Genomic DNA, 20,269 nt, shown 5'->3' with positions numbered 1-20,269 from the left:
TCTCCAGGTGACTCGGTGTGCCGGGATCCGGCCTTGCCGACACCGACGTTCGCAACCGGAGTGTTGATCGGCACGTCCCTTTTGTCAGGTAAATCAATCCCGTGGGTGGACGGGGATTGATCGACATCACATGCCGCACCACCCGTACGTCATCTGCGGGCAACCCGGGCGTCACCGGGTGGCTTGTATGTTCATCGCGCCCGATGTCACTTTCGTCAGCTGTGTGGGGGTACGCGCATGGGGCGTCCGGAGAGACCGCTGGACCCGACCGCCGGCCCGGTGCCGCGCCTCGCGCACGAGTTGCGGAAGCTGCGCGGGGAAGCGGGGAACCCCTCGTACCGGGCGATGGCCCGGACCGCGGGCTTCTCCGCGACAACGCTGTCACAGGCGGCCGCCGGCGAACGGCTGCCGTCCCTCGCCGTCGTCCAGGGGTATGTACGGGCCTGCGGCGGCGACCCGGACGAATGGGCGCCCCGCTGGAAGGAGGCCGAGGCGGAAGCGGCGGAGACGGCCCGCGAGGACGATGGGGACACGGTGCCGCCGTACCGGGGCCTGTCCCGGTTCGAGCCCGCCGACCAGGGGCTGTTCTTCGGCCGGGACCGGCTGGCGCAGGAACTGCTGGAGCTGGTGTGCGGGCACCGGTTCGCCGCGGTGTTCGGCGCCTCCGGCAGCGGAAAGTCCTCACTGCTGCGGGCCGGGCTGATCCCCCGCCTCCAGCGGGAGATCGCGGACCGGGGCCGCCCGGCGGTGCTGCGGGTGCTGACCCCCGGGGACCGGCCCGCCACCACGTACGGCCCTCTGCTGGCCCCGGCGGCGGACGAGCCGGAGAGCTGGGTGGTGGTCGACCAGTTCGAGGAGGTCTTCACCCTGTGCCGGGACCGGGCGGAGCGGGACCGGTTCATCGAGCTGCTGCTCGCCGCCCGCGACCCCGGCAGCCGACTGCGGGTGCTCATCGCCGTACGGGCCGACTTCTACCCCCGCTGCGGCGAGCACCGGGGGCTGGCCGACGCGCTGAACGGCGCCGGACTGCTGGTGGGCCCCATGACGGCGGACGAGCTGCGGGAAGCGGTCGTCAAGCCGGCGCAGCAGGCCGGGCTCCTGGTGGAGCGGGAGCTGACCGCGCGGATCGTGGAGGAGGTCCTCGACGAGCCCGGCGGGCTGCCGATGCTCTCGCACGCCCTCCTGGAGACCTGGCGGCGGCGCAAGGGCCGGATCCTGACCCTGGCCGCGTACCAGGCGGCGGGCGGCGTGCACGGCGCGATCGCGGCGAGCGCCGAGGAGGCGTACGGGCAGCTGACCGGGGAGCAGGCGGACGCCGCCCGGCTGCTGCTGCTGCGGATGGTCGAGCCCGGTCAGGGCACCCCCGACACCCGGCGCCCGCTGACCCGGGCCGAGCGCGAGGAGTGGGAGTCCCCCGGTGTGCCGACGGCGGTGGAGCGGCTGGCCCGCGCCCGGCTGCTGACCGTCGACGAGGAGGGCGCCCAGCTCGCCCACGAGGCGCTGATCACCAGCTGGCCGCGGCTGCACGGCTGGATCGAGGAGGAACGCGAGCGGCTGCGCCACCACCGGCGGCTGACCGAGGCCGCCCGCGTCTGGCTGGAGCACGACCGCGACCCCGGCGCCCTGTACCGGGGCACCCGGCTGGCCCGCGCGGCGGAGCTGTTCCCCGGCCACGAGGACGACCCCTCCCTGACCGTGCCGGAACGTGAGTTCCTCACCGCCGCGCTGGCGGCTCGCGAGGCAGAACGCCGGGCCGCCGCCCGCTCCACGCGCCGGGCACGGGCCGCGGTGGGCGTGCTGTCCGCCGTCCTCGCGGTGGCGCTGGTCGCCGGACTGGCCGCCTGGACGCAGCGCAAGGACAACGAGCGCCGCCGCACCGACGACGCGGCCCGCCGCATCGCCACCGTCGCGGACGCCCTGCGCACCACCGACCCGCGCACCGCACAGCTGCTGGGCGTCGCCGCCTGGCGGACGGCCGAGCTGCCGGAGACCCGGCGGGCGCTGCTGGGCTCACTCGGCCAGCAGGAACTGGACACCTTCAGCGACCGGGCACCGGGCGACGGCCCCGCGCGTTTCCTGACCGGCTCGGGCCGTACGCTGCTCAGCGTCGAGGGCCGGGTGTGGCGGACCTGGGACGTGACCGGGCACAGGAGGATCGCCGGGGGACGGCTGCCGGAGGACGGCGCCGCGATCGGGGCGAGCCCGGACGGGCGGCTGCTGGCGATCCAGGGGGACGACGGCGTACGGCTGTGGGACACGGCCGCCGGACGATGGTTCGGGGACCGGCTGCCAGGGGCGTCCTTCGTGGACTTCGCCGAACGCGCCTACGTCGTGAGCGGCGCGGACGACTCCCGGGTGCAGGTGCGTTCGGCCGCGGACGGGAAGCCGCTGTTTGAGACGGAGTCGGAGAGCCCGGCGACGGTGGCGTCGGGCGCGGACGGCCGGCTGATCGCGCTCTGCCCCGCCAAGGGCGGACCGGTGCGGGTCCGGGACCTGACGGAGGGGCGCACGGTGCGCGGGCGCTGGGAACGCGCGGGCGACATCTGCGGCCAGGAGTGGTCGCTGCTCACACTCGGCGGCGGCGAGCGGAGTGAGACGGGGGGCCGCCCGGCCGAAGGCCGGGGGAGGCTCGCCGCCGTGACCGGAAGCGGCGTACGGGTCTGGGACGTCCGGTCGGGGGAACAGCTGGCCGACCTCCCCGACACGGGAGTGACGCAGGCCGCCTTCAGCAAGGACGGCAACTTCCTGGCGACCGCCGACGGACGAGAGGTCAGGGTGTGGCGGCTGGGCGCCGACGCCCCGGTGTTCCGGTACTCCCTCAACAACCAGCACCTCTACGGCGGTCTGGCCTGGGACCCCACGCGCCCGGTGCTGCGCTACCTGGAGGGCGGCACGGTCCACTCCCTGGACGTCGCGACGGCCGTGACATCCGCCTGGCGGGACCGGCCGCTGGACAAGGTGCTGATCGCCCCGGACGGCCGCACCTTCGCCACTGCCCGACGCACCGGCGACACCTACCGCTTCGAGCTGCGCGACACCGGCGACGGACGCCTGCTGAGCACCCTTCCGGCCACACCACTGCCCGTCTCCCGCCTCCCCTCCCGGCCGGTCGTCCCGGAGTACACCTCGCCGCTGCTCGCGTTCGGCCCCGACGGCAGGACACTGGCGTACGGCGTCTCGGCACCGGGATATGAGGCGTCCCCGCAGCGCCTCACGGTCTGGGACGTCACCAAGGACCGGGTCCGCAGCACGCTGGACCTGGCGACGCGGGCGTCGGCCGGGGCGGTGATCACGATCGCCCTCGGCCCGGACGCCCGTACGCTCCACCTCACCCGCACCCCGGCCCTCGGCGAGCTGACCAACGAGACCTGGGACCTCGCCCGCCACCGCCGGACCGCGGTGCTCCCGGCCCTGTCCAGCGCCCATCTGGCCGTCCGCCCCGACGACGGGCTCCTGGTCGGCGACAACCGCACGGTGGCCCTGCCCGGCGGCCGGGCCACCACACGGAACCTGGTGCAGGGCGACGAGATCGGCGCCCTCGCCTTCGCCCCGGACGGTTCGCTGCTCGCGGCGGGGGACCAGACGGGCCGGGTGGCGCTGTGGGACGGGGCTCTCCGGCAACAGGAGGGGATCCTGCCGAACCGCTTCCCCGCGCTCCCGGAGGGCCTGTCCGACGTGCTGACCGAAGACACCTCCGAGGCCGTCAGCGCCCTCGCCGTCAGCCCTGACGGCCGCACGCTCGCCGTGGCCGGCGAGGCGGGAAGCCTGCAACTGTGGGACATCGCCAGCCGGCAGCCGCTCGGCGGCCCGATCACGACCCCGGGCGAGGCGATCGACACGGTCGCGTTCGACGCGGACAGCGGCACGGTGTACGCGGGAAGCGCGCATGTGCCCCTCCAGCGCTACCCGATCGATCCGACGCGCGCGGTCGAGTCGGTGTGCGCGAGGGCGGGCGGCGGCGGGCTGACGCGGGCGCAGTGGCGGTCGTACGTGCGCGATGTGCCGTATCGCGGGGTGTGCGGCGGTTGACCGGCCCGTTGATTGCCCTGATGGAGAGGCTGGCCGATCAACTTCCGGCCCCGTGACGATCGACCCGTTGCCGCCCCGGTCCGAATCCCCCCCTCGGCCGGGGCGGCGGCTCGACCCGATCGACGGGTCGGTGAATCCGACGGGAGAACGCCCCATGAAGCTCCGGAAGACCGGCCGCCGCCGACTGGCCGTGCTGACGCCGGCCCTCGCCCTCGCGCTGATCCCCCTCTCCACGGGGACGGCCAACGCCAACACCAGCCCCGGCTGGGGCGACGACAAGCCCGACGTGATCTGGGACTGCAACAACGGCAAGACCGACCTGTGCCAGTACCACGAGGTCAACGCGTGGACCCAGCTGGGCAAGCGCCGTCAGGTCGGCAACCCGGTGTACAACTGCGCGGGCAGCAGGGACCTGGGCTTCGACGTCACCTTCCGGACCGACCGCAGCACCTCGTACTCCTTCCAGCAGGAGACGAAGGTGGAGGTCAAGGCCGGCTTCTCGGACACGCTGGAGGCGGGTATGTCCGCCAGCGTGTCGCAGACCGAGAAGTGGGAGGTGGGCAGGACCACGAGTGCCAGCACGACGCTCAAGGGCGTCATCCAGCCCGGCGAGGCGGGCGGCTACTGGTTCGCGCCGTACTGGCGGAAGTCCCAGGGCTGGCTGGAGGTCCACTACGGCAAGCGCAAGCAGGGCCACTACTTCTGGTACTACCCGGGCCAGGGCAGCACGGGTGTGCAGATCAACACGCCGGTGATGAACTCGGACGGCTCGATGAAGGGCAAGTGGTACTGGGCGACCTGGAAGTGCTGACCTCCGCCGAGGAAACGTAACAGCACGCTCGTTCGAGTGAACGGTTCCAGGTTCCCTGTGCGGGGTGTCCGTCTACCCTGGGATGGTCGCGTCGAGCGAAGGAGGTCCGTCATGGCGACGGCGGAGCCGATCATCATGCCGGGGTATCAGGGCGAGGCCATTCACGGGCCGTATGACGACCCGGACGGCGACGACGACGCGGGCAGTGACATGCCCGACGACTCGGACTCGAGCGTGGAGACAGCCTTCGAGCGCATCAGCGCGGCGGCCCCCAGGGGCTGGCGCGTGGAGCTGATCGAAGGGGAGATCCACGTGACACCACCGGCCAACGGCGAGCACGAGGAGTTCGTGTCCGAGCTGACGGACCAGGTCGTCGAGCGACGCCATGACCGGTCCCTGCGCAACTACACCGGCATCGGTCTCAACGTCCCCGGAGCCTCCGACACCGGCCACGTCGTCCCCGACCTGGTCATCGCCCCCAAAGGCAGCTTCGACGACAAGGAGGAGTGGCACGAGCCGTCGACCGTCCTCCTTGTCGCTGAGGTCACCTCGACCAGCACCGCCGAACGCGACCGCGACAAGAAGATCCGCGGCTACGCCCGTGCGGGTATCCCCGTCTACCTCCTGATCGACCGGGAGGAGGCAGAGGTGATCGTGTACTCGGAACCGTCCGGTGACGAGTACGCGCAGGGCCCCAAGCACAAGATCGGCCTCACCGTCCCCCTCCCCGCCCCCCTCGGCTTCGACCTGGACACGGCGGAGTTCTGAGGCGCCGGACCGGCCCTAACCCCGCCGTAGCGGCTCGACGTGTTGTTGCGTCTGGTCGGGCCGCTGGACTTCCGCCGCCCGTGCCGGGCCGGCGTTCGCCGCCAGGACCAGGGCCGCCACCGCGACCGCGGCGGCGATGACGCCCCTTGTATAGCGCTCGGTGGTGCTGGTGCGTTCAAGCACGACGACCTCGCAGCGACTTCGACCAGGTTTTGACCATGTGGGTTAAGCAGGCTTAATACGCCGTTTAACCTAGGGCTCGGCGGAGCCGAACGGCAAGAGGCACAAGGGGAGTTGACCCATGGTCGAGCGTGACGATCCGGTGGTCATCGGGCGAAGAGTCCAGCAACTCCGTGTCGACCGCGGGCTCACGCAACGGCAGGTCGCCGAGCCCGCCTACACCGCCGCCTACATCTCCACCCTCGAAGCCGGGCGCGTCCGCCCCTCCGACCAGGCGCTCCGGCATCTCGCCGAGCGGCTCGGGGTCGAGTTCGACGAGCTGGCCACCGGGCGGCCCGCCCATCTGGTCACCGATCTGCGGCTGCGGATCGTCGAGGCCCAGCGCACCCTCGCCACCGGCGCCGCCGAGGACGCCGCACGCCAGTACGCCGCCCTGCTCGCCGAGGCCGACGCCCTCCAGCTCGTCGACGTCCAGGCCGCCGCTCTCCTCGGGCTCGGGGAGAGCGCCGTCGAGACCGGTGAACTCATCGACGGCCGTACCTACTTCGAGCGGGCCGAGGCCGTCCTCGCCGACGCTCCCCTCCCCGCCCGGGTCCCCGCACTGCGCGGACGCGCCCTCGCCCACTACCTCGCCGGTGAACTCCGGTACGCCGTATACCTGTTGGAGTCCACGCTCGACGAACTCAACCGCGGCGGACTCCACGACCCGGATGCCCTGCTGTTGTTGTACGCCAGCATCATCGGCCCCTACATGGACATGGGCGCCCACGCCCGCGCCGCCCAGGCCGCCGAGTTCGCGCTGGCCCTCGCCCCGCAGGCCGGGGACCCCGCCCTGGTCGCCCGGATGCATCGGTCCGTCGCCCGTACCCTCATCGCCGAAGGCCGGGTCGCCGAGGCCGACGCCTCGCTCGCCAAGGCGGCCGAGCTGTACCGGCAGCTCCAGCTCCGTACCGAACTCGCCAACTGCCACTGGATGCGCGGGTACGTGTACGCGCAGAACAACCAACTGGAGCAGGCCGAAGGGGAGTTGAGACAGGCCCTCACCATGCTCTCCGCCTCCCGCGCCGCCCTCTACAGCAGCCAGGCCGCCGTCGAACTGGCCGACGTACTGCACCGGCGCGGCAAGTCCGAGGAAGCTGCCGGGCTGCTCCAGGACGTCCTCGGGGACCTCTCCCCGGAGCGCGGCGCCGTGCACTCCGCCGCCGCGCACCGCCTGCTCGGCATCATCGCCGAGGACGCCCGGGACCCGGAGACCGCCGAGGAGCACTACGTGCGGGCGCTGAGCCTGCTGGAACGGGCCGGAGCCGCCGGCGACCTCGCCGACCTGTGCCGGCTGCTCGGGGACCTGCTGCGGCGGGAGGGGCGGGTGGAGGCGGCGCTGGACGCGTACCGGACGGGACTGGGCCACCGTACGGCCCCCGGCACCACCACGCTCGGACCCGCACCCGCACAGCCTCCTCTATGACCGTCCCCACCCTGTGCACAGGGCTCACCGGTTAGCCTGCGCGGGGGAAAGCGACTACCGGGACGTGCGCGTGGAGAACCAGAGGACTGTGGCCGACGGGCTGCGGCTCGCCGTACGCGCGCTCGTGTACGCCGTGCTCGGCGGGACCGCGCTCCTCGCCATCGCGACCGTCGCGACCGTGCTCGGGCCCACGCTCGCCCTCGACCTGTACACCCCGCCCGTCGCCGCCTGGTGGACCGTGTTCACCGCGATCACCGTCCAGGGGGTGCCCTTCCTGCTGCTGGGGACCGTCGTCTCGGCGGCGATCGGCGCGTTCGTGCCCGAGCGGGTCTTCACGCGGCTGCTGCCGCGCAATCAGGCGCTCGCCGTGCCGATCGCGGGCGCCGCGGGAGTCGTACTGCCTGGCTGCGAGTGTGCTTCCGTGCCGGTGGCCGGGAGTCTGATGCGGCGCGGGGTCGCGCCCGCCGCCGCGCTCGCCTTCCTCCTCTCCGCGCCCGCCATCAACCCCGTCGTGCTCGTCGCCACGTCCATCGCCTTCCCCGCGCAGCCGGAGATGGTCCTCGGCCGGCTCGTCGCCTCGCTCGCGGCGGCCCTGGCCATGGGGTGGCTGTGGGCGCGGTTCGGCAAGGAGGAGTGGCTGCGGCTGCCGAAACGGCACGCTCCCGAGGCCCGCGGGCTCAAGGCCTTCGGCGCCGGACTCCAGCACGACTTCCTGCACGCGGGCGGGTTCCTCGTGCTCGGCGCGGCGGCCGCGGCGACCTTCAACATCGCCGTCCCGCGTTCCGTGCTCGACGTCTTCACCGGGTCCCCCTGGCTGTCCGTACTGCTGCTGGCCGTCCTCGCGGTCGTGCTGTGCGTGTGCAGCGAGGCCGACGCCTTCGTCGCGGCCTCGCTCAGCGGCTTCTCGCCGACCGCGCGGCTCGCGTTCATGGTGGTCGGCCCGATGGTCGACCTGAAGCTGGTCGCCTTGCAGGCGGGGACGTTCGGGCGGGCCTTCGCGCTCCGGTTCTCCGCCGTGACGTGGGTGGTGGCCGTGGGGAGCAGTGTGCTCGTGGGGTGGTGGCTGTTGTGAGGCGGTACGGGTCCGCCCTGCTGCTGGTGCTCGTCGGGGCGGCGGTCCTGCGGATCTCGGCGTTCAGCCGGCTGTATCTGCGGTATGTGCAGGCGGGGCTGCGGCCGTATCTGGTGGTGTCGGGGGTGGCGCTGGTGGTGCTGGGGATCGCCATGGCGGCGGTCGTACGGCGCTCGGCGAATGACGCCCCTGAGCATGACGATGACGACGATCCAGGGCGTCATGATGAGCACGGCCATGGGCACGGCCATGGGCATGGGCATGGGCATGGGCATGGCCACGGTCCCCGTATCGCCTGGCTCCTCACCCTCCCCGCCCTCGCCCTGCTGCTCTTCCCACCGCCCGCCCTCGGTTCCTACAGCGCCGAGCGGGAGGCGGCCCAGCGGGCGGCGCAGGGGGTCGGGACCTTTCCGGCGCTTCCCGCCGGGGACCCGGTCGAGCTGGGGGTCGGGGAGTTCGCGTCGCGGGCGATCTACGACAGCGGGCGGTCGCTGAAGGGCCGTACCCTCCGGATGACCGGGTTCGTCACCCACGGCGATGACGGGACCTGGTACGTCACCCGGCTCCTCGTCTCCTGCTGTGCCGCCGACGCCACCACCAGCAAGGTCGAGATCCGCGGCGCCGACCCGCTGCCCGCCGACACATGGGTCACCGTCACCGGCACGTGGGTCCCGAAGGGGAAGCTCGGTACGGATTCGGCGTGGCCGCCGGTGCTCGCGGCGGCCTCGGTGCGGCAGGTGAAGCAGCCGGCGGATCCGTACGAGAAGAGGTGACGGCGGGCGTTCCTGTGCCGGGAGGGAGGGGGCGGGGCGTTTCGTCCGGTGGGTGGCGGGTAGCCGGGGAGCGCCCCCGAGCGGGCGCGCCACGAGCCCTGCCCTGGACGGGCGGGTCCGCTCCGGGAGGCCGTGGACGACGAGCCGCGCACAATCGGAGGAGGCGGTGGCCGTGCGGCCCAGGGACGACCACTTCGACGGTCGTGGCGAGGAACCCGGCCTCCGGGAGAGGGCGGGCGGCGACGCCCGGAGGAACGACCCCACGAGCAGCGAACCCAAGAGGAACGGGCGGGACCCGGCGCGGGAGCGCGACCAGGAGGGGGAGCGGGACCGGGCGCGGGTGACCGAGGAGATCGCCGAAGGGGTGCGGGGCGCGGCACCCGCGGAGATGCCCCGCAGGCTGTGCGACGTGGCCGTCAGGCTGCTGCCGGTGACCGGCGCGAGCGTGTCGCTGCGCGCCAACGGGCTGCCCATGCAGCTGAGCGCGAGCGGCGACCGGGCCGCCCGGCTCTCGGACATCCAGGCCACACTGGGCGACGGCCCCTGCATGTACGCCGCCCGGCTCGGCGTCCCCGTACTCGCCGCCGACCTCGCGCGCGGTCCGGACGCCCGTCGCTGGCCGGTGTTCGCCGAGGCGGCGACCGCCGCGGGCGTACGGGCGGTGTACTCGATCCCGCTCGGCAACGACTCCGTGTGCGTGGGCACCCTCGACCTCTACCGCGACTCCCCCGGCGAGCTCACCGACCGCGAACTGCGCATCGCCCAGCTCGTGTCGGGCGTGCTGACCGTGGCCCTGATGGCACTGCCCCACGGCGAGGACAACGGCCCCACGGGCGACGAACCCTGGCTGAGCGGCCTCGCCACGGACTACGACGAGGTCTACCAGGCCATCGGCATGATCATGGCCCAGCTCGGCGTCGGCTCGGACGTGGCACTGGCCCGCCTGCGCGCCCACGCCTTCGCGCACAGCCGGACCGCGCTGGAGGTGGCGCGCGACGTGGTGGCACACCGGAAGAGGTTCGACCGCGACTGAGACCGGGGGCCGGGCTCGGGGCTGGGGGCGGGGCCGGGGCTGAGGTCGGGGGGGTGCGGTCGCCGGCTACACCTGCACCCACACCTGCACCGGCACCGGCACCTACACCTGCACGCGCGCCTGCTTCCGCGCGTCCGCCAGCCGCTTCGCGCCCAGTTCCGCGACGCCCTGGGTGACCTCGGCGTATACGTCTCCCAGGCCGCCGTTGGTGAGGACGAGCACGTCGTCGCCGACGCGTACGGCGGCCACGTCGAGGGTGAGGGTCGTTGTCTCGCCGTCGGGGCTCTCTCCGTTGAGGGTGAGCCGCAGGGCCTGCCGGGCGTCGCCGAGCTCGCCGGGCAGGGCCGCCTCGGTGACCTGGGCGTTCTGGACGGCGCCGGTGGTGGTGGCGGCCGTGAACTTCCCGCACTTCTTCGGCAGGGTCTTCAGCCAGGCCAGGGTCTTGTCCACGTCGGCGGGGCGGTCGGCGAGGACCTGGTGGTGCAGCTGGGCGTCGTTCCAGGTGTCGTCCAGGCCGGTCGCCGCCGTCACGTGGGCGTCCGCGCCGAAGAACTCCTCGGCGTAGAGCGAGTCGAGCAGTCGCTGGCAGTCGGGCGCGTTGGCGGTCGCCTTGAGAAGGCTGTCCCGCCAGGTGGCCGCGCCCTCGGTGGCGGCCCAGGGCTCACCGAGGTCGGCGTCGGTGACGAGGGCGGACTGGGCCTGGGCGGGGGAGAGGGCGGGGGCGGTGGTGGGGGACGGGGGCGCGGTCGGCTTCGCCGTGGGGGAGGCCATGGTGGGGGACACCTTGGCGCCCCTCGGCTCCTTGGCGGGGAGCGCCTTGTCCGTGGCGATGGCGGAGCAGGCGGTGGCCGCGAGGAGGGCGGCGAGGGGGAGGGCGAGGAGAGGGCGGCTCATGGGTCCACGGGAGCACCGGGGGTGAGGGGGCACCAGTGCGGCGGGCCGTATGGGGTACGGGCGTTGGTGCCGGCGGGTGGGTTTCCGCTCGCACGCGCAGCCGGCGTGAGCGGAAATCGCTGGCGCCCCTCCGCCTCCCCCCGCTACCGTCACGCCCATGAAGCGCGCCCGCCTGTCTTCCACGACGACGCCGGACCACGTCCCGGCGCGCTGACCCATGAGCTGACGCGAACCCCGGGGCGAGGGCCCCGGGGTTTTCTGCTGCGTGGCTCTCGTCCCTCTCGTACGAACCGGAGAGGAACCGTCATGTCCGACCACCGCCGCCTCGGCCGCGAGCTCGATCTGTTCGACACCGACCCCCTGATGGGCGCGGGGCTGCCGTACTGGCTCCCGGACGGGGCCGTCGTGCGGCACACCCTGGAGGAGTACGTCAGACAGGCCGAGCAGAGTGCCGGGTACCGGCATGTGTACTCGCCCGTGCTAGGCAAACGGGAGCTGTACGAGATCTCGGGGCACTGGGACCACTACAGCGAGGACATGTTCCCGCCCATGAAGCTGGGCAGCGAGGAGGTCGTACTGCGCCCCAGCCTCTGCCCGCACCACGCGCTCATCTACCGGTCCCGTGCGCACTCGTACCGTGAACTCCCCCTGCGGATGGCCGAGTTGGGCGGCATGTACCGATCCGAACTGTCGGGCGTACTGGGCGGCCTGACCCGGGTCCGGGCCATCCAGCTCAACGACGCCCATATCTTCTGCACCCTCGACCAGGCCGTAGACGAGGCCCGCGCCGCCCTCGGCCTCATCCGCCGCGCCTACGCCGACCTCGGCATCCGCGCCGCCCGCTACCGGCTGTCGCTGCCGGGCGAGGGCAACAAGTACGTGGCCGACCCGGAGCTGTGGCGACGGGCCACCGCACTCCTGGAACAGGTGCTGGAGGACGTCGAGTACGAGGCCGTCGAGGGCGAGGCCGCCTTCTACGGGCCGAAGATCGACGTGCAGATCGTCGACCGCGCCGGACGCGAGGCCACCCTCTCCACCGTCCAGATCGACTTCCACCAGCCCGAACGCTTCGACCTGCACTACATCGGCCCCGACGGCGCCAAGCACCGGCCGGTCATGGTGCACCGCAGCATCATCGGCAGCGTGGAACGGGCCGTCGCGCACCTCATCGAGGAGCACGGCGGGGCGTTCCCGGCGTGGCTCGCGCCCGTGCAGATCGCGGTCCTCCCGGTGGGGGACGGGCAGGCGGAGGAGGCGGAGAAGGTCGTACGACGTGCTCTCGACCTCGGGCTACGGGCCGGACTCGCCGGTCCCGAGCACGGCACCCTCGGCGCGCGGATCCGGGAGGCGCGGCTCGTGCCGTACGTCGCGGTCGTCGGGGCGCGGGAGGCCGACGGCGACCTGGCCGCCGTACGGCTGCGGGACGGACGTAAGCCCGGGGTCGTACCGGTGGACGAACTGCTGCACCGCGTCCGGGCTGTCGTCGAGGCTCGCGGGGCCGAACTCTGGGCGGCTGCGTAAGGTCGGTCCCGACGGAAGGAGTCCACCGTGACCGCCCAGCCCATTCCCGTGATCATCGACTGCGACACCGGCGTGGACGACGCCCTGGCCCTGCTGTTCGCCGTACGCCACCCCGGTCTCGACGTACGCGCGATCACCTGCGTGGCCGGGAACACCGACGTCGACGGCGTCGTACGCAACACCCTGACCGTTCTGGAGCAGGCCGGGGCCGGTGACATCCCGGTCGCGCGGGGTGCCGAGCGGCCGTTGGTCGAGCCGTTGCGCACGGCGTCGCATGTGCACGGGCAGGACGGGATGGGCGACCTCGGGCTGCCTGCGCCGACCCGGCGGGCGGTCGACGTGGACGCGGTGACGCTGCTGCGGCGGGAGATCCTCGCGTCGCCGCGACCGGTGACGTTGATCCCCACGGCGCCGCTGACGAACATCGCGCTGCTGCTGCGGACCCACCCGGAGGTGGTGCGCAACATCGAGCGGATCGTGTTCATGGGCGGCGCGGTGGCGACGGGGAACGCGACGCCGGTCGCCGAGTTCAACGTGTGGCACGACCCTGAGGCGGCGGCGGTGCTGCTCACGGCGGGCGTGCCCATCACCATGTACGGGCTGGACGTCTTCAAGCAGGTGCTCGTGCCGGCGGCGGATGTGCAGCGGCTGCGGGCGAGTTCGGAGCCGCGGCTCCGGCTGGCCGGGGAGCTGCTGGCCCACCGGGACCCGGCGACGTCCGGGGATCCCACCCCGACGGGGGGACTTGGGGACGCGGGGGCGGTGTGCGCGGTCGCGGACCCGGGCGGGCTGACGACGGAGCTGCTGCCGGTCGAGGTGAGTCTGGCGCCGGGGGCGACTCGGGGGCAGACGATCGTGGATCGGCGTCCGCGGCCTGGAGAGGCCGAGATTCATGAAGGGGAGCGGGAACTTGCCCTGGTGGATGTGGGGTTGGACGTGGATGTCGAGCGTTACGTGAAGCTGTGGCTGACGGTGGTCGAGGGCGCCTGAGTGGGACTCGCGGCGGTGGGCGCCCGTTAGGACTACACCCCTTAGGGGTGTAGTCCTAACAAACAGATCCGCGGATTCCGAGGGGTCGCTGTGCAACATCAGGCAGGACCGGAGAAGCCTCCACGTGTCTTCGATCGCAGCTCCGAGTGGGGCGCGCTCACCACTTTCGTGAACCGGCCGTTGCCGCACGCCATGCTCGGGGTGGTCAGCGGCAGGCTACGGATGGGGAAGACGTATCTCCTGCGGGCGCTCGTCGAGCAGTGCGGCGGCTTCTATTTCGGGGCCACCGCCGGGACCGAGGCGGAATCCCTTCGCCAGTTCAGCGCTGCCCTGGCCGAGCACACAGGCTCCCCGGCGGCGTTCACCTTCGGCAGCTGGGACGACGCGATCTCCTACCTCTTCGGGCTGGCCTCCCCCGGCAGCGGGGCGGGGCCGGACCGTCCCTTTCTCGTGGTCATCGACGAATTCCCCTATCTGACCAAGGTGGCCCCGGAGCTCCCCTCCCTCATCCAGCGCGTGATCGACCGCTTCCAGGTGGAGGAGAGCCGCATGCGGCTCCTGCTGTGCGGCTCGGCGATGTCCGTCATGGGCGGACTGCTGGCCAGTACCGCTCCGCTACGGGGACGCGCCCAGCTCGAACTCGTGGTGCGGCCCTTCGGGTACCGGCCCGCGGCGGACTTCTGGGGCGTCGCCGACGAACCCGCCCTCGCCGCGCGGCTGCACGCCGTCGTCGGGGGCACCCCCGCCTACCGTCGGCAGTTCCTTGCGGACGACGTTCCTGTCGGCCTGCGGGACTTCGACGACTGGGTGTGCCGGACCGTCCTGTCGCCGTACAGCCCCCTCTTCCGCGAGGCGCGTTACCTGCTCGCCGAGGAGGCGGACATCCGTGACACCGCGCTGTACCACTCGGTACTCGCGGCCGTGGCTCAGGGCAATACGACGCGTGGCGGCATCGCCGGCTACATCGGCCGCAAGTCCGTCGACATCTCCCATCCGCTCAATGTCCTGGAGGACAGCCACCTGCTCGAACGGGAAGCGGACATCTTCCGGGCGGGAAAGTCGCAGTACCGCATCACCGAACCGCTGATCAACTTCTACGAGGCCGTCATGCGCCCGGCCTGGCCGCGGCTGGAGAGCGGTCAGGCCACAGAGGTGTGGGCGCAGTCGGCGGAGCGCTTCGCGGCACAGGTGGCCGGCCCGCACTTCGAGGCCATGTGCCGGGAGTACGTGCTCGGACCAGGGCGCTCTCTGCTCGGCACGGCGCTCGGCGAGGTCGGCACCGGCGTGGTGACCGACCCTCAGGAGCGCCGCCCGATCCAGGTCGACGTCGCCGTCGTCGAACGCGGCTCCGGTGGCGACCGGCCCGCCGTCACCCTGCTCGGCGAGGCGAAGTGGGGGACCGTCATGGGCCTCAACCATCTGGAACGGCTGGCGAGAGCCCGGGATCTGCTGTCCGGGCGCGGGATGGACACTACGGGCTGCGGGCTCGCGTGTTTCAGCGCGGCCGGCTTCAGCGAGGCTCTTCGGACTGAGGCTGAACGGGGCGGGGTGTTGCTGGTGGGGTTGGAGGAGCTCTACGGCCGGCGTACGCCCTACTGAGCTACAAGTTTCTCTACTGGTTCTTCAAGACGGCTCGCCCCGCTCCCCGTGCCGCGCTCAAAGCATGCAGCCCCGTGATGCCAGAGAAGGGCTACGTCGTGGCTGGGGCGGTCGGCTACGCGGCTTTAGAGGCCGTTCTCTTTCCGAACCTCGTGTGCGGATTCTGCTGGTCAGACATGGGATTGCGGCCGTTGCGGGAGCCGCGACTCGTTGTTGAGCGCGTTGCGGTGGAGGTGGCGGATGCCGTCGATGCGGGCGGTGTTGGAGGCACGACGGAAGGCCGCGGCGGTGCGAGTGGAGGAACTCGAAGCCGAACTGGTGTGGGTGCGGACGGACTTGGCGGACGCGGAAGAGGTGCTCAGGCATGGGGTGATCGGCCTGGAGCAGTACCCGGAGGCGCTAGCCGAGGATGAAGCGCCCGCCGTGGTGGCCGCTGGGTCGTCGTCTCGGCGGCATGCCTCTCGGGTTTCCGCCGGGCAGGCAAGATGGGGTGTTTCTATTCATTCGAGGACTGGCTTGAGAGCCTCCAGCGTGGCCGAGCGATCGGATAGATCATTCTCGGAGGTTCTGGTTCCAGCAACTGCCGCCACGGCAGGTCAGGAACATGCGGCGTACGGGCCACTGACGTGCGGCGCCATTCGATCAGCACGTTGACGACCTCCTCCAGGTACGCGGTGGTCTCCCGGATGATGGTGTCGACGTCCACGCCAGCCACGGGACTTGGATCATCACTCGCCTGGCGTCGCATGATCCGGAGCGCGTCGTAAACCATGTTGTAGATCTCTGCCACGGCGCGGAGAAGGGAGTATTCGGACAGAGCGGCGTTGCGGACGATGCAGACGTCTCCAAAGTCATCGGCGGCCTTCCAGAGCGCTTTCCAGTCTCCACGTTCGCCGCCCCACGGAGGTGGATCTAGTACACCCTCCAGTTCAAGTAGGGCTCGCGCTATGTCCTCCGCGGCTTGGTAGGCCAGCTGTTCACGGGCCGCCTTCCGTTCATGCCAACGTGTGGCATAGAACGTCCCCACGGCTAGAAAACCAGAGAGCGCAGCCCCCAGCAGGGCTGATCCGCTGCCATCCCAGAACGCCCCGGCTGTGTCCATCGGCCCCCCGTCCGACGCAATCCCAACTCCCCAGTGTGGGGGCTAGCAGGCAGCGCCGTCATCAGGACCACTGCCGTAGCAGCGAAGTACAGAAACAACCGCAACTGCAGTCGGCCGAGACGGTCCCAGGGAGATCGTCTGGCCAGCACAACACACTCCAGCGGTCTCTCTGCCCATAGTTCGCCCACGGGTTTGGTGCCTACCTGCTCTGCTTGCCCTCAAGCCATTCCACGTAGTTGTGGGAGGCGTTACTTCCCTGCTTGCCCGGCGAGATCTTCAGGATCGCCTGGTCCTTTTCGGGGTTGCCGCTGAGGTATGCCTCGGTCAGCACATAGGGAAGCCCATCCACGCGGAACCGGATGCTGCCATCGGGGTATGCAGCGACACGGACCTTCCGGCCATCGGGCAGGGCGACGATCTCGGAGAAGTGCGCCTTCATGGGCTGATCAGCCATACAGACCTCCGGGTCATACAGGCTCTATAGGTCGCGCCAGCGTACGCAACCCGGTACTCCCAGTGGGCGTGAGTGGCCGGTTTCAGTGACGCCTTGCGGGCCGAGGCAGACCGGAGCATGGCCTGCTGGTCGGGCTCGACGAACTCTACGGCCGTGCGATGCCGGCGGTAGTACTGCCTGGCCCGCGCGTGGCTTACGCCGGGAAGCGGTCGATGCGATCGAGGAAGCTCGCCCAGGTGCCGGGGAGCACGTGGAGTATTGGTCCGTCGGGGGACTTGGAGTCGCGTACTGCCACGGTGCTGGGGATGTTGCGGGCTACTTCGACACACTCGCCGTGTGCGTCGCCGCTGCTGTACGTGGACTTCCTGAACTCGAACTCGGACACGGTGGCCTACATCTCCTTGCGGATGCTGTCGATGAGTGTGACGGAGTTGCTGTGCGCCAACCCGAGCCGCGCGATGCGATCGAAGGTCGCGTTGTGGTGCGCGGCATCAGTCTCGCTCTCCAGCCAGAGCTTCGTCGACAAGGTATCCACCTGTACGACGTCCGCCGCGCCGGCCTCCGCGAAGGAGACCACCGTGAAGGCGCAGGTCATTCCAGGGTGGGCACCCGCGATGAACGGTACGACCTGTACATGCACGTTGGGCAGACGGGCCATGTCCGACAGGTGCTCCAACTGGGCTCGCATGACGTCGCGTCCACCGACCAGTTGCCGTAGCACCGCTTCGTGCAACAACGCCCAGAGTTGCAGGGGACGTTCACCGGTCAGCCTTGCCTGTCGGGCCATTCGCGCCTCGACGAAGGTCTCGATCTCGTCGAGGTCTTCCCATGCCCCGTTCCCGACCGCCAGGGCGCGAGCGTAGTCGGGCGTCTGCAAGAGCCCCGGCACGAAGGAGAGTTGCCAAGTCCGAAGTTCCGTCGCGATGTCCTCCAAGGCGACGTATTCGACTTGTGCCGCCAGCTGCGGGTACTCGTTCCACCATCCCTTGGCTTTGCGGCGATCGCGGTCCGTCCGCGCCAGTGCCAGTAGCCGTCCGATCACGGCTTCGTCGGTTTCGCCGTACAGATGGCACAGGGCGCGGATGTCCGGGTCGCGCATGGGAACACCGCCGCGTTCCATCTTCGTGACCTTGGTGACAGATGCCGTCAGCGCTTCGGCGGCGTGGGACTGGCGCAGACCGCTCGCCTCGCGCATGCGCAGCAGCTCGCCGCCCAGTCTGCGCCCCAGAACAGTCGTGATGGTCCGTCCGCGATCGGGGTTGTTGCCCATGCAGCGATCCCTCCACCTCAGAAGGGCAGCAAAATATCTGCCGTGTTCGATTGCTGCCATTAGCCTCTCATGGCTACCGTAAGTGCTCAATCGACCACCCAACGAATCCAGTTGGCGGAAGTGCACCGTGCTGCCCGCACGGCGGAGCCACCCCGACCCCCCACCCCCGACCCCAGAACCCCGGAGGATTCCGTGACCGACGCATGCCCTCCCCCGAACCCCAAGCACTACGACCGCCACGACACCATCAGCTACGCGCCCTACCCCCGCAGCATCCCCCTCGCCCGCAGACGCGTCGCTCAACTCGCCGTCGACTGGGGCCATCCCGACGCGGCGGGCGATCTGGCCATCCTCGCAAGCGAGTTGTGCACGAACGCCCTGCTGCACGGCTGCCTCCGGGACCGTCTCTTCCGCGTGGAGACGTCCCTGACCGGCACGGCCCTCCGGGTGGCCGTCACTGACCCGAGAGGGGAACGGCTTCCGGACAGTCGCCCCTCGCACCCCGACGACCAGTTCGGCCGGGGTCTGCTCATCGTGCGCATGCTGGCCAGCCGCTGGGCCGTGGAGCAACTCGTCGTCGGCAAGACCGTCTGGGCGGAGCTGGATCTTCTGAGGGGAGGCGAGCGAGGGTGATGTACAGGCCGCGCATCGTACTGTGGAACAGACACCACGCAGAGGGAGCGCAGACCGCCATGACCACTGACGCCGCAGGTTCTGGATCGCACCTCCCGCCCATGCGCACCATCGGTCAGGTCCGCGCAGCGCTCATCATGGGCTACAGCTTCCCCGGTGACGCCGATGACTTCGAGGCAGAGCTGGCCCGCGAGATCAACCATGCCGACCCCGCTGACCTCTCCGGTGTCGTCCGCCTGGTCGAGGAGTTCCGGGGGCGGATCATCGCCCGTCAGGATCCCGGCTTCGACGCCGCCGTCTCAGCGGCCGTGGCCGACATCCAGGCGACCCGGGGGACCAGCCAGTGACCGACGCACAGCCTCGGGCCGTCGCCGAGATCACGCACGAGGCACGTGCCCGCTGTCAGGCCATCGGCCCTGGAGCGCTCGAAGCCGTCGAGACCCTGCGGGCCGAACTGGAGAAAAATCCGGAACTCGGCCGACGCGCTCGCGGTGCCCTCGGGGGCATGAAGATCTACACGACCCGCATCGAAGGGCGCGGAGAAACACCCGCCCTCACCGTCACCTACGTCTACGATGCCCCGCCTCCCGAGCCCGGCCTGGTCCGTATCGCGCTCGTGTCCCCCGTGCGCTTCGCGGGCGGCGACGCCGGCTTCTAGGCCTACCGCCACCCCCACAGCAAAACGCCGGGCAACTGAACCCTCCAGTCACCCGGCGTTCACCGCGTCCTACGAACTACGCGCGCGTCGCCCTACGCTTCCGCGTCGCCAGGACGATGCCCGCGCCGCCCAGCAGCAGCACGGCCGCGCCGCCGACGATGACGGGGGTGTTGCTGTTGGCGCCGGTCTCCGCGAGGTCGCCGGTGTCGCCGTTCGGGGTGGCGGCCGGGGCGGTGGTGGACGTGGAGGCCGACGGGGTGTCCTCGTCCGCCGGGGTGGACTCCGAGGCCGACGGGGTCGGGGTCTCGGACTCGGACGCCGGCGGGGTGGTCTCCTCGGCCGGGGTGGACTCCGAGGCGGACGGGGTCGGCGTCGGGGTCGGGGACGGCTGGGACGTGCAGTCCTTGGTGCCGCCGTTCCAGGCCGCGATCAGCTTGTCCTTGATGACCGGGTGGTCGGGGCCCTTGGGCAGGTCGCCGTGCTGGAAGCCGTCGTTGGCGTCGAGCTTGCCGTCGAACTTGGTGGCGCCCCGGTAGAGGTCGACCTGCGCGTAGCAGCCCAGGTCCGGGATCGCGATGTCGAGGGTGTCGGTCCCGCCGGCCTTGACGGTCACGGTGTCGAAGTCGTGGAAGACCTGCTCGCCGGAGGTGGCGAAGGTGGGACCGTGCGCCCGGTAGGAGGCGAGGGAGGCCGTGCAGGTGGACGCGTTGCCCGCGGTGCGGACGGTGACGTGGACCTTGCCGTCCTCGGTCGGCTTGAGGTTCTGGTCGTCGACCTTGACGGAGGGGAAGAAGTTCTTGCCGTCGAGGGAGAACTCGCAGAGCTCGGTCCCGGTCTCGGTGCCGGCACCCGTGCCGGGCTTGTAGCTGCCGCCGTCGTCCCAGCCCTTGCCGCCGGGGCAGTCACTGGCCGCGGCGACGGAGGCGGTGGCAGCGCAGATGGCGAGCGTCGCGGCGCCCGTCCCCAGCAGGCGGCGCACGATGACACGTCTCGCTATGGACATCCGTATCCCATCAG

The 20,269-nt window shown here is 71.2% G+C and carries 20 protein-coding genes; 13 read left to right on the top strand and 7 right to left on the bottom strand.

Annotation, left to right across the window (positions count from 1 at the left end):
- Positions 1-237: 237 nt before the first annotated feature.
- The 3 genes from ABZ928_RS10945 to ABZ928_RS10935 all read left to right on the top strand — a co-directional run bounded on the left by ABZ928_RS10945 (position 238) and on the right by ABZ928_RS10935 (position 5,608).
- Positions 238-4,029, top strand: a complete 3,792-nt coding sequence (locus tag ABZ928_RS10945; RefSeq protein WP_361516921.1) for a hypothetical protein — start codon at positions 238-240, stop codon at positions 4,027-4,029.
- Between the two features lie 154 nt (positions 4,030-4,183).
- Positions 4,184-4,840: a hypothetical protein gene (locus ABZ928_RS10940; protein WP_361516919.1), complete on the top strand. Its 657-nt coding sequence runs from the start codon at positions 4,184-4,186 to the stop codon at positions 4,838-4,840.
- 210 nt (positions 4,841-5,050) lie between these two features.
- Positions 5,051-5,608, top strand: a complete 558-nt coding sequence (locus tag ABZ928_RS10935) for a Uma2 family endonuclease (RefSeq protein ID WP_361517638.1) — start codon at positions 5,051-5,053, stop codon at positions 5,606-5,608.
- Positions 5,609-5,623: 15 nt separating this feature from the next.
- Here the strand turns inward: ABZ928_RS10935 and ABZ928_RS10930 are convergent, their stop codons facing one another.
- The gene (locus ABZ928_RS10930) at positions 5,624-5,791 is read right to left on the bottom strand and encodes a hypothetical protein (RefSeq protein WP_361516917.1); all 168 of its coding nucleotides are present in this window, start codon (positions 5,789-5,791) and stop codon (positions 5,624-5,626) included.
- 118 nt (positions 5,792-5,909) lie between these two features.
- On the opposite strand from ABZ928_RS10930, the gene ABZ928_RS10925 reads away from it, so the two are divergent.
- The 4 genes from ABZ928_RS10925 (at position 5,910) to ABZ928_RS10910 (ending at position 10,131) form a co-directional block, all read left to right on the top strand.
- Positions 5,910-7,253 (top strand): helix-turn-helix domain-containing protein, encoded by a 1,344-nt coding sequence (locus ABZ928_RS10925; RefSeq protein ID WP_361516916.1) that lies wholly within the window; start codon positions 5,910-5,912, stop codon positions 7,251-7,253.
- A gap of 70 nt (positions 7,254-7,323) precedes the next feature.
- Positions 7,324-8,325, top strand: a complete 1,002-nt coding sequence (locus ABZ928_RS10920) for a permease (RefSeq protein ID WP_361516914.1) — start codon at positions 7,324-7,326, stop codon at positions 8,323-8,325.
- Positions 8,322-9,098 (top strand): TIGR03943 family protein, encoded by a 777-nt coding sequence (locus ABZ928_RS10915; RefSeq protein ID WP_361516912.1) that lies wholly within the window; start codon positions 8,322-8,324, stop codon positions 9,096-9,098. Before ABZ928_RS10920 ends, ABZ928_RS10915 begins: the two co-directional genes overlap by 4 nt.
- 340 nt (positions 9,099-9,438) lie before the next feature.
- On the top strand, positions 9,439-10,131 hold the full coding sequence (locus ABZ928_RS10910) for a GAF and ANTAR domain-containing protein (protein ID WP_361517636.1): 693 nt from the start codon (positions 9,439-9,441) through the stop codon (positions 10,129-10,131).
- A 102-nt stretch (positions 10,132-10,233) separates the two neighbouring features.
- Here the strand turns inward: ABZ928_RS10910 and ABZ928_RS10905 are convergent, their stop codons facing one another.
- Positions 10,234-11,025 carry a hypothetical protein gene (locus ABZ928_RS10905; protein ID WP_361516911.1) on the bottom strand — a complete coding sequence of 264 codons (792 nt, stop codon included), beginning with the start codon at positions 11,023-11,025 and terminating at the stop codon, positions 10,234-10,236.
- A gap of 306 nt (positions 11,026-11,331) precedes the next feature.
- Here ABZ928_RS10905 and thrS point away from each other — a divergent pair, with 306 nt between their 5' ends.
- The 3 genes from thrS (at position 11,332) to ABZ928_RS10890 (ending at position 15,135) form a co-directional block, all read left to right on the top strand.
- The gene (thrS, locus tag ABZ928_RS10900) at positions 11,332-12,546 is read left to right on the top strand and encodes a threonine--tRNA ligase (protein WP_361516909.1); all 1,215 of its coding nucleotides are present in this window, start codon (positions 11,332-11,334) and stop codon (positions 12,544-12,546) included.
- 27 nt (positions 12,547-12,573) lie between these two features.
- Positions 12,574-13,536, top strand: coding sequence for a nucleoside hydrolase (locus ABZ928_RS10895; protein ID WP_361516908.1), 963 nt, complete (start codon positions 12,574-12,576; stop codon positions 13,534-13,536).
- Positions 13,537-13,626: 90 nt separating this feature from the next.
- Positions 13,627-15,135 carry an ATP-binding protein gene (locus ABZ928_RS10890; RefSeq protein ID WP_361516906.1) on the top strand — a complete coding sequence of 503 codons (1,509 nt, stop codon included), beginning with the start codon at positions 13,627-13,629 and terminating at the stop codon, positions 15,133-15,135.
- 496 nt (positions 15,136-15,631) lie between these two features.
- Here the strand turns inward: ABZ928_RS10890 and ABZ928_RS10885 are convergent, their stop codons facing one another.
- The 4 genes from ABZ928_RS10885 to ABZ928_RS10870 form a co-directional block, all read right to left on the bottom strand.
- Positions 15,632-16,237 (bottom strand): hypothetical protein, encoded by a 606-nt coding sequence (locus ABZ928_RS10885; protein ID WP_361517670.1) that lies wholly within the window; start codon positions 16,235-16,237, stop codon positions 15,632-15,634.
- Between the two features lie 199 nt (positions 16,238-16,436).
- Positions 16,437-16,691 (bottom strand): hypothetical protein, encoded by a 255-nt coding sequence (locus ABZ928_RS10880; RefSeq protein WP_361516904.1) that lies wholly within the window; start codon positions 16,689-16,691, stop codon positions 16,437-16,439.
- Positions 16,692-16,884: 193 nt separating this feature from the next.
- Positions 16,885-17,076 (bottom strand): DUF397 domain-containing protein, encoded by a 192-nt coding sequence (locus ABZ928_RS10875; RefSeq protein WP_361516903.1) that lies wholly within the window; start codon positions 17,074-17,076, stop codon positions 16,885-16,887.
- A gap of 6 nt (positions 17,077-17,082) precedes the next feature.
- Complete coding sequence (locus ABZ928_RS10870) at positions 17,083-17,961, bottom strand: helix-turn-helix transcriptional regulator (protein WP_361516902.1); 879 nt, start codon at positions 17,959-17,961, stop codon at positions 17,083-17,085.
- 192 nt (positions 17,962-18,153) lie between these two features.
- Between ABZ928_RS10870 and ABZ928_RS10865 the strand changes: the two genes are divergently transcribed.
- The 3 genes from ABZ928_RS10865 to ABZ928_RS10855 are packed head-to-tail and all read left to right on the top strand — an operon-like array spanning position 18,154 to position 19,252.
- Positions 18,154-18,594 (top strand): ATP-binding protein, encoded by a 441-nt coding sequence (locus tag ABZ928_RS10865; RefSeq protein WP_361516900.1) that lies wholly within the window; start codon positions 18,154-18,156, stop codon positions 18,592-18,594.
- A 59-nt stretch (positions 18,595-18,653) separates the two neighbouring features.
- Complete coding sequence (locus tag ABZ928_RS10860; protein ID WP_361516898.1) at positions 18,654-18,941, top strand: hypothetical protein; 288 nt, start codon at positions 18,654-18,656, stop codon at positions 18,939-18,941.
- The gene (locus tag ABZ928_RS10855) at positions 18,938-19,252 is read left to right on the top strand and encodes a hypothetical protein (RefSeq protein WP_361516896.1); all 315 of its coding nucleotides are present in this window, start codon (positions 18,938-18,940) and stop codon (positions 19,250-19,252) included. The genes ABZ928_RS10860 and ABZ928_RS10855 overlap by 4 nt, the downstream gene beginning before the upstream one ends.
- A 76-nt stretch (positions 19,253-19,328) precedes the next feature.
- Here the strand turns inward: ABZ928_RS10855 and ABZ928_RS10850 are convergent, their stop codons facing one another.
- On the bottom strand, positions 19,329-20,255 hold the full coding sequence (locus tag ABZ928_RS10850; RefSeq protein ID WP_361516894.1) for an LAETG motif-containing sortase-dependent surface protein: 927 nt from the start codon (positions 20,253-20,255) through the stop codon (positions 19,329-19,331).
- Positions 20,256-20,269: the final 14 nt, after the last annotated feature.

Source organism: Streptomyces sp. NPDC046909 (assembly GCF_040644695.1).
Lineage (GTDB): Bacteria > Actinomycetota > Actinomycetes > Streptomycetales > Streptomycetaceae > Streptomyces.
This window is presented reverse-complemented; position numbering and strand designations above follow the sequence as displayed.